The sequence below is a fragment of the Herbaspirillum lusitanum P6-12 genome, from assembly GCF_000256565.1.
Lineage (GTDB): Bacteria > Pseudomonadota > Gammaproteobacteria > Burkholderiales > Burkholderiaceae_D > Herbaspirillum > Herbaspirillum lusitanum.
Genome location: NZ_AJHH01000053.1, coordinates 1 through 6,805, shown reverse-complemented (window position 1 = coordinate 6,805; position 6,805 = coordinate 1). Strand labels below are relative to the sequence as shown.

Here is a 6,805-nt window from a genome sequence, read left to right as displayed (position 1 = left end):
CGCCGCCAGGCGCGCCGGCAGCGGTTCGTCCAGCACCGGATCGAACAGCAGGTGCAAGGCCTGGTTCTGGTGGCGATAAGTGCGCAGGCGCTCAGCCTCTTCCGGATTGTGTTCAAGCCAGGCGGCAACGTCGGCCAGCCGCTCCTGCGGCAGCAAGCCGTCGACATAGCCCTGCAGATCGGCTTCGGTAACCGCTAACGGGTTCGGGTTCATTTGACCACCTTCAACGTCGAATGCCGGGGCCGTCCCTCGACCAACGCGCGCAAGCGCTCGCGGGCGCGCGACAGGCGCGACATGACGGTGCCGAGCGGGATACTCAGCGTCGCGGCCACTTCTTCATAAGTCATCTCTTCGAGCACCACCAGCAATAAAATCTCGCGTTGTTCGGCCGCCAGCAGGCGCAGGGCCGACTCAAGGTCATACCCGACCAGCCGGTCCGGCGCGTAAGCCGGCGTCGCCAGCGCATCTTCGTCATCCAGTGCGACCGTCGGAATCACCGGCTTGCGGCGCTGGTCGACGTGCAGGTTGTGCATGATGCTGAACAGCCACGGCCGCATGTCGCTGCCCTTGCGCCAGCTCGACAGCTTTTGCCAGGCGCGCTCCATGGTGTCCTGCACCAGGTCGTCGGCGCCGGCGCGATCGCCCACCAGCGCCCGCGCATAACGGCGCAGGCGCGGGAGGCAAGCCAGCAGATGGCTTTCGTCGGACATGGGCTCAGGCTGGGAGTTGGAGATGGAGATGGAGACGGATCAGTTCTTGACGACGTGCCAGATGTTCTTGAAGTTGTCGCCGTTACGGTCGCCCGGGTTCTTGTCCGAAGCGAACAGATACAGCGGCTTGCCGTTGAGGGCCAGCTGTGGGCTGCCGTCGTCGCGCTTGATCACCGAGAACGGTGCGCTCGGCGTGCCGACCGGCGCCACCGGCGGCCAGGCAGTCGCACAAGGACCGTTGCAGACGCTCTTGCCGACCGGATCGTTGTCGAAGGTGTAGACGGTCATGCCCTTGGTGGTGACGAGGACGTCGTCGGTTTTCTTGACGGCCATCTCTTCAGCAAAGGCGGCAGGTACGGCGGACGACAGCAAGGTCAATGTCAGCAGGGACAGTGGGAGCAGTTTCATGGCGGTATTCCTTTCGTTGCAGGGTTGCGCGGTTTTGCCTTACCCATGCACGGTAGACGTGTGCAACACGGGTTTTATTCCGCTCCCGCGAAAATATATTCTGCCCGGCCCGATTCTTTACTTTGTGACAACGGTGCGCTGCATCGGCGCCAGCAAGGCCAGCAGCTTGTTCTGCGTGCGCGAAGGGATGCCCGATTTGTCCATCGCCGCCTGCAGGTCTTCCACCAGCGCGTTGAACTGCATGTTGTTGAGCGCCAGCCCCTGATGCACTTCCTTCATCGGGTCGCCGCTGTACTTGCACGGACCGCCGCTCAGTTCGCAGAACTGCTCGGTGATCAGCTTGGCCAGCCGCTTCATGTCGGTTTCCTTGAAGGTGTCCTTGATCCGGACATCGGCCAGCGCCAGCGCCAACGTGTCGTCGACCACTTTGGTCAGCACATCCAGGCCGCCCAGATCGCGGTACAGGCTGTCGTCGACTTTCTGGGCGTGGGCCGGCAAGGCGGTCGCGGACACAATCAGCGCTACCAGAATCGCGGCCAGCCAGCCCGATGTTATCGTCGGATTTTTCATCAGAAGCCCGCCTGCACGGAAAGATAGACGCCGTCCTGGCGCTTGGGATTGTAGATGGTGATGTCGCCGAGCGAGACGTAGGCCAGCGTCAGCGACAGGTTCTTGCTCGGGAACCAGGCAACGAAGGCGTCGTAATAATCCTTCTCGTTGTCGGCGCCGAGGTTGCGCGGCTTCATGCGGTATTCCGCGCCGATCACCCATTGGCGATTGAGCAGGTAAGCCACCGAGCTTTCCAGCATGGCCTGGTAGCGATCGCCCTTGTCGCCGCCGAAACCCAAGATGCCCATCTGGTTGGCCTTGGTGGCGCGCACCGTGGCGTTGAGCAGCAGGCTCTGGTCAAGGAACAGTTTGGTCGCCGCGAGGTAATAGTCGATGCCGGAATCGCTCTTCGCGCCGAGATCCTTGACGTTGGTGACCGCGCCCAGGCCGCCGATGCCGTTGTTGCGCTTGACCATCACGCCGGCCGCCAGTTGCGGCATCCAGGTATCCTGGTCGTAGACGATGTCGCCGGCCAGCTTGACCTTTACGCCGTAGATGTCCTGATCGATGCGCAGGTTGTTGAGCGGCGCCAAACTGCCGGTGAAGCGCTGCTTGGCCACCGACAGCTCGACGCGGTCGGCGATGCCGACGGCAACGCCGTACGAGGCCAGCGTGTAGTCCTGGGTGCCGACATAGGTGTAGTGCACATTGGCGCCGTAACTGTCGCGGGTGCCATAGCCGGTGATGGTGGCCCACGGCACCAGGCCGCCGCCGCCGGCGCCTTCGACCTGGACCACGCCAGCCGTAGCCATCAGCTTGCCCAAGTCGGGCGTCATTGCGTTCTGCGCCGACGCCGCCGCGGACAACAGCGCCGCCACGAACATCAAGGCCATTGTGGACGCCTGTCGCAGCCCCTTCCCTGTCTTATCGGTCATCTACCTTCCCTTTTTCCCAACGCCGCCCGGCTTTCGGATACAGCAACTCAGATCGCCATGTTCTCCGACTGGCTCGGTACTTCCGGCGGCGTCCATTGTTCCAGCCATTCAATAAGGCGGTCGCCGGGCATCGGCTTGCTCATGAAGTAACCTTGCGCCTGGTCGCAACCCATCTGCCGCAGCAGGTTCCAGACCGCCAGCGTTTCCAGACCCTCCGCCACCACGCGCAGGCCCATGTTGTGGCCCAGGTCGATGGTCGACTTGACGATCTTGGCGTCGTCGGCGTCGTGCTCCATGTTCATCACGAACGATTTGTCGATCTTCAGCTCATCCACCGGCAGGCGCTTCAGATACGCCAGCGAGGAATACCCCGTGCCGAAATCATCAATCGCCAGTTCCACGCCCATGGCGTGCAAACGCTCCAGCGTCAGTTGCGCGCGCACCGGATCATCCATGATGGCGCTCTCGGTGATCTCCAGGCACATCGACGACGGCGCCAGGCTGTTGCGCTCCAGGATATCGGCGAAGTGCTGCGGCAAATCCTGATCCAACAGATCGCGTGTCGATAAATTGACCGAAAACTTGAGTGAAATCCCGCGTCTTTGCAGCTCGCTGCAGAGGATTGCCGTTCTGCCAAGCATCCACGAGGTCAGCATGCGGATGAAACCGGTGGTCTCGGCAAACGGAATGAAATTGTCGGGGCCGATGAAACCCTTCTCGGGATGCATCCAGCGCACCAGCGCCTCGGCGCCGACCACGCGCCCCGAGGCCAGGTCGACCTTGGGCTGGACGTACAGCAGGAATTCGTTGCGGTCGAGCGCGCGCCGCAGTTCACTCAGCAGGCTCAGGCTTTCCTGGCTGCTCTTGTCGATGGATGGTTCGTAGACGGTGAAGCCGCTGCCGCGCCGCTTGGCGACATACATCGCCACTTCGGCGTTGCTCAATAGGGTCTCGCTGTTTTCGCCGTTTTCGGGATAACCGGCGATGCCGATGCCGGCGCCCAGATCCACGGTCTGCTCGTCAATCGACAGCGGCACTTCCAGCGAACTCAGGATGCGCTTGGCCTGGCGTACCGCTTCGACCTGGTCGGTGGCCGGCAGCAGGATCGCGTATTCGTCGCCGCCGAGGCGCGCGACCTTGTCGTTTTCACGTTCCAGTTGCTGTTCCAGGCGGCGCCCTACCTGGCGCAGCAGGTTGTCGCCAAAGCTGTGGCCGAGCACGTCGTTGACGTGCTGGAAGCGATCCAGATCCATCATCAGGATATGACATTGGCCGCCGGTGGTCCTGGCGCGCTCAATGGCGGTGTTGAGCAAGGTGGCGAACTGCACGCGATTGGGCAAATCGGTCAGCGGATCCCAGTACGCCAGCCGGCGGATTTCCAGTTCGCGGTTGGCGATGCCGGAACGCATGCTTTCGAAGGCGTCGGCCAGCTTGCCGATTTCGTCGCCGCCCTTGATGTCGATGCGGGCGCGGTAGTCGCCGGTGCCGAGCCGCTTGGCGATGTCGGCCAATGCGCGCAACGGACTGGTGATGCGGCGCGCCACGAAGGCACTGGCGAAGATCGCCATGATCACGCCGATGATGCTGATGGACAGCAGGATCAGTTGCAGACGGCGATACGGCGCCACCGCTTCACTGATCGAGCGCTGCAGCACGGCTACCGCGCTCTGGCTTCCCTGGCCTTTGGCCAGCACCAGCACGCGCGCGCTGTAGTCGTTGTCGGCGATGCTCAGTTGAGGGATGAAACTATTGGCGGCCGGCGATTGCGGCAATTGCGACATCAGCATGGCCGATTCCGGCTTGGCCAGCGTCGAGACGTCCTGCTGCCACTGGCCCGCGCGCGTGCTCACCAGCACGCTGACCTGCAGCGACGACAAGGCGCGCATGTCAGAGATGAGTTTTTTGTCGACCGGGAAGCCCATCACGACCCAGCCGATGATGACCGGCGCCCGCACCGGCACGGCGACGATCTGGAACAGGTTGTCGTCGACGATCACGGTGTCGGAAGCGCCGTTGGTGACGACAGCCTTGCTGACCAGCTCCAGCGCGCTGCGTTGCAGGTCGGTGCTGGGATAAGCCTGGGTGGACGCTTTGACGCTCTGGTCGGTGCCGATCAGCATCGACAGCGTCGAGCCGATGCGCGCGCCGTGGTTTTCCAGTACGGAGGTGATGGTTTCGCGGTCGTCGGTGCCGATCGCCTGGCGGAAGCCGAAGTCGGAGGCCGCGCGCGTTTTCATCGATCGCTTTGCGAATGGCAATGAAACCCGCCAGCTGCACCAGCAGGATCAGGATGATGAATAGCACAACGATGCGGTTTTCCAGCCGATGCCAACGCACTTGTGAGCTCCCCGTTTCTCTTGGCTTGTGGCGACGATTATTCCACCGGAACGGCCTTGACGTTCAGCTTGACCGAGGCGTGCAGATCAGCGCCCTGGTAAGTGATCGGCTGTTCCATGGCCGCCTCATTGGGCGCCATCTTGAAATACCAGGCCTTCAGCGCGTATTTTCCGTTGACCAGGCCGTCCAGCTTGACCCGACCGGACATGTCGGTCTTGCCGAAGAACGGCGTATTGACCACTTGCACGTAGGCGACCATCTGGTCGTGAATATTACAGCCCAGCACCACGGTGCCGACCTTGTCGAACAGGATCGGGCTGGTCGGGACGCCGGAATACAACTTCAACTCAAAGGTCTTGGCCGGCGAAAACGAATACACGTGATGCCGCACCTTGTCGTGATTGGGGAAGAGGATAGGCGTACCAACTTGCACCACGCTTACCAGAGGGAAGAATTTGACGTCCTTTTGCTCGACTTCGGCCTGCTTGAGCGATTTCGGCACCGCCTGGCCGCCGACCGCCTCGGCGTAGACCACCGCATTGGGCACGGGCGCGCCGGCGATATCGAGCACCTGCACGGTCAAGGTCGCAGCCGCAGCGTTCAAAGCTGCACCGGCCGCCAGCAACGCGAACAACGCGACACTTCCTGCCAGCATGCGACGGGCATGCCGGTGAACAAACGATAGACGCATGATCGCTAGGAATTTGAAATTTGAAAATGGATCGAAAAATCGGCAGGACAACCTGCCAGCCTGCTCACCTCGGAATTGTTATCTGAAACGTTTTTGGCGAGCGAGACCCATTATGCAATTAATTCGATCTTTGCGCTGTTAAATAACCGACAACTGCCGGAACAATTTCGGAGCGCACGCTGGCAGCATTGAGGCCCGGCGGGGCGATCAGCACTACCGCATTGACCAGCGCCTTGAGCATGCGCTGGACCACAAAGGCCGCCACATCCACGTCCGGCGCGCTGATGCTCTTGCGATGCTTGATCAGGACGCCGCGAATGGCTTCGAAGAAGCGCTGGCGGACATGGTTCGACACCGGCAGGTGGAACGAGGGAAATTCTTCTTCAAGGATGCGATTGAGTTCCGGCTCGACCAGATGCGCCGCGACCAGCGCTTCAATCAGGGCTTCGAAGTCGCGTACAAGACTGCCGGAGGCATCCATCTTCGCCACCACTTCTTCAAACAACTGCAGCATGCGGGCAACGTGACGCTCGCGCAGCGCAAAAATCAGTGCGTCCTTGTTGGGAAAATACTGATACAGCGAACCGACGCTGATGCCCGCCGCTTCCGCCACGAGATTGGTGTTGGTCTTGGCGTAACCGCGGTCAACCAGCACTCTCGCCATGGCGTCGAGGATGGTGTCGACCATGGCTTTCGAGCGTGCTTGGCGGGGTTCTTTGCGAGGTTGCAGTTTCATTTTTCAATCCGGTTTTGTAACATGAGCTAATGTTCGTATATGCGAGTATAATACAAAAAGATGAGTTTTTACTCGCTAGCGTGCAAACGACCTCAGCGAGTCGCCACCGGCCAGGAAGTCAGGAAATTCAAACGGCGGCACCAACCTCGTCGAAAAATTCCGTTTCAGATTGTCTTTCAATTTATTTCCAGATACAGCAATAAGAATCCACTTTGGAGAATGTCATGAAATCCGCCTCATCGCCCGCACTGCGTTTGCGGGTGATCGCCCTATGCGCGCTCACCATCGGCATGCTCGGCCTGTCCGGCTGTGCCAGCTTTAGCGGCATTGACAGCGATAAACACATGGCGCAACCCGGCGATTACGCCGCCGAGCGCAGCCTGGCTGGCCAAGGCCAATGGCCCGCCGCCAATTGGGTCGACCAGTTCGGCGATGCGCA

At 61.1% G+C, this 6,805-nt stretch carries 7 protein-coding genes and 2 pseudogenes; 1 reads left to right on the top strand and 8 read right to left on the bottom strand.

Features of this window, described 5'->3' with window-relative positions; all coding sequences use genetic code 11:
• From HLUSI_RS26565 to HLUSI_RS0102120, 8 genes and pseudogenes are all read right to left on the bottom strand, one after another.
• Positions 1-213 (bottom strand): anti-sigma factor family protein (locus HLUSI_RS26565; RefSeq protein WP_040503061.1); only part of this gene is annotated, 213 nt, incomplete at its 3' end.
• The gene (locus HLUSI_RS0102150) at positions 210-710 is read right to left on the bottom strand and encodes an RNA polymerase sigma factor (protein ID WP_016832399.1); all 501 of its coding nucleotides are present in this window, start codon (positions 708-710) and stop codon (positions 210-212) included. The genes HLUSI_RS26565 and HLUSI_RS0102150, both read right to left, overlap by 4 nt.
• A 39-nt stretch (positions 711-749) precedes the next feature.
• The gene (locus tag HLUSI_RS0102145) at positions 750-1,118 is read right to left on the bottom strand and encodes a COG4315 family predicted lipoprotein (protein WP_016832398.1); all 369 of its coding nucleotides are present in this window, start codon (positions 1,116-1,118) and stop codon (positions 750-752) included.
• A 117-nt stretch (positions 1,119-1,235) separates the two neighbouring features.
• Complete coding sequence (locus HLUSI_RS0102140) at positions 1,236-1,688, bottom strand: group I truncated hemoglobin (protein WP_016832396.1); 453 nt, start codon at positions 1,686-1,688, stop codon at positions 1,236-1,238.
• A complete protein-coding gene (locus HLUSI_RS0102135; protein ID WP_016832395.1) occupies positions 1,688-2,560 on the bottom strand; it encodes a DUF3034 family protein in 873 nt (290 codons plus the stop codon). The genes HLUSI_RS0102140 and HLUSI_RS0102135 overlap by 1 nt, the downstream gene beginning before the upstream one ends.
• 89 nt (positions 2,561-2,649) lie before the next feature.
• Positions 2,650-4,939: pseudogene (locus HLUSI_RS26560) on the bottom strand (putative bifunctional diguanylate cyclase/phosphodiesterase).
• A 37-nt stretch (positions 4,940-4,976) separates the two neighbouring features.
• Positions 4,977-5,594 carry a methylamine utilization protein gene (locus tag HLUSI_RS0102125; protein ID WP_029363023.1) on the bottom strand — a complete coding sequence of 206 codons (618 nt, stop codon included), beginning with the start codon at positions 5,592-5,594 and terminating at the stop codon, positions 4,977-4,979.
• A gap of 154 nt (positions 5,595-5,748) precedes the next feature.
• Positions 5,749-6,366 carry a TetR/AcrR family transcriptional regulator gene (locus tag HLUSI_RS0102120; protein ID WP_016832392.1) on the bottom strand — a complete coding sequence of 206 codons (618 nt, stop codon included), beginning with the start codon at positions 6,364-6,366 and terminating at the stop codon, positions 5,749-5,751.
• 224 nt (positions 6,367-6,590) lie between these two features.
• Here HLUSI_RS0102120 and HLUSI_RS26555 point away from each other — a divergent pair.
• A pseudogene (locus HLUSI_RS26555) lies at positions 6,591-6,805 on the top strand (efflux transporter outer membrane subunit); the annotation flags it as partial.